Annotated in this window: 1 protein-coding gene and 1 pseudogene; both read left to right on the top strand. The window is 32.0% G+C overall.

The features are described from left to right. Positions 1–270: pseudogene (locus tag G468_RS24520) on the top strand (ISNCY family transposase); the annotation flags it as partial. Between the two features lie 169 nt (positions 271–439). Continuing rightward, positions 440–1,180 (top strand): acyltransferase family protein (locus G468_RS0118320; protein ID WP_026824189.1); only part of this gene is annotated, 741 nt, incomplete at its 3' end.

Here is a 1,180-nt window from a genome sequence, read left to right on the forward strand (position 1 = left end):
GTTATCACTCTGTTTAACTATCTCATCCAAGAAGGTAACACCAAAAAGCCAATGGAATTTATCACTGAGATAGCGAAACAATCAGAAAAACACGAAGGGGCATTTATGACTATTGCTCAACAGATTGAAGAAATTGGAATCAAGAAAGGCATGCAACAAGCTAAAATTGAACTAGCTAGAAAAATGCTTAAAACCAGCATGAATAAAGAGTCTATCAAAGAGATTACGGGGTTTTCTGATGATGAGCTAAACAGGCTATCAGAGAAATAGCTAAACAAAATAGCCCACGGTTTTTTTGAGGCTGAGAAAAAAGCCAGAGAGATAGGGCGGTGCTCGAAGAACGGAGGAAATTCCGATTTAGCCCCAGTCATTGAAAAATGCCCTGATAAAATAGGGGGCGTAAGCATGAGACCTGAAATTAATATTTAAGATAAAATTTATGGAAATCAAGAAAATTAATGCTGCTGAGAGTTTAAGGGGGTTAGCGTGTTTAATGGTTTTTTTTTCACATGCTGCTTTGATATTTTTTCCACAATTATTTAATATTATTGATAATGGAATCCAAAAATTTAAATTTGCAGAATATATTTTTAATTCTCCATTTTCATTTCTTTATTCTGGAATGGGGGCGGTTTATATTTTTTTTGTTTTAAGCGGATATGTTCTTACCTTTTCTTCTTTTCAAACAAAAGATCCTCTTTTAAGGTTAAAGCAATCGTTAATAAAAAGAGTTCCAAGATTGATGATCCCTACAATATGCTCATGTTTATTAATGTGGATTGTAGTATATGTCAATGTTGATCTAACAAATGTTAGCTCTTGGTTTTCTGAATTTCCTATTTTTAATTCTGAAAAAAAATCTATCATAAATGCTATTTATTCAGGGTCTATTGAAGCCTTTGTGTTTGGTCATTCTACCTACAATGAAGTTTTGTGGACAATGAGAGTTGAATTGGTTGGTTCAATATTAATTTTTCTTATTTGTTTTTTCAAAAACAAATTGTGGAAAATATTTTGTTCGTTACTTTTTATCTTTCTTTCGTTTTATTTAGAGCCCAATGCTAGTGTTGTTGGTATAGTAGGATTTCTTGTAGGTCATTTGATTTATTTTTGTAACCTTAGGTTGCCAAATTCTGTGGCTTTCTTTTTAATGATTATAGGTTTGTGGTTTTTAGGTTCA

Origin of the sequence: Arsenophonus nasoniae DSM 15247, from assembly GCF_000429565.1 — a bacterium.
In the GTDB taxonomy this organism is placed as follows: domain Bacteria; phylum Pseudomonadota; class Gammaproteobacteria; order Enterobacterales; family Enterobacteriaceae; genus Arsenophonus; species Arsenophonus nasoniae.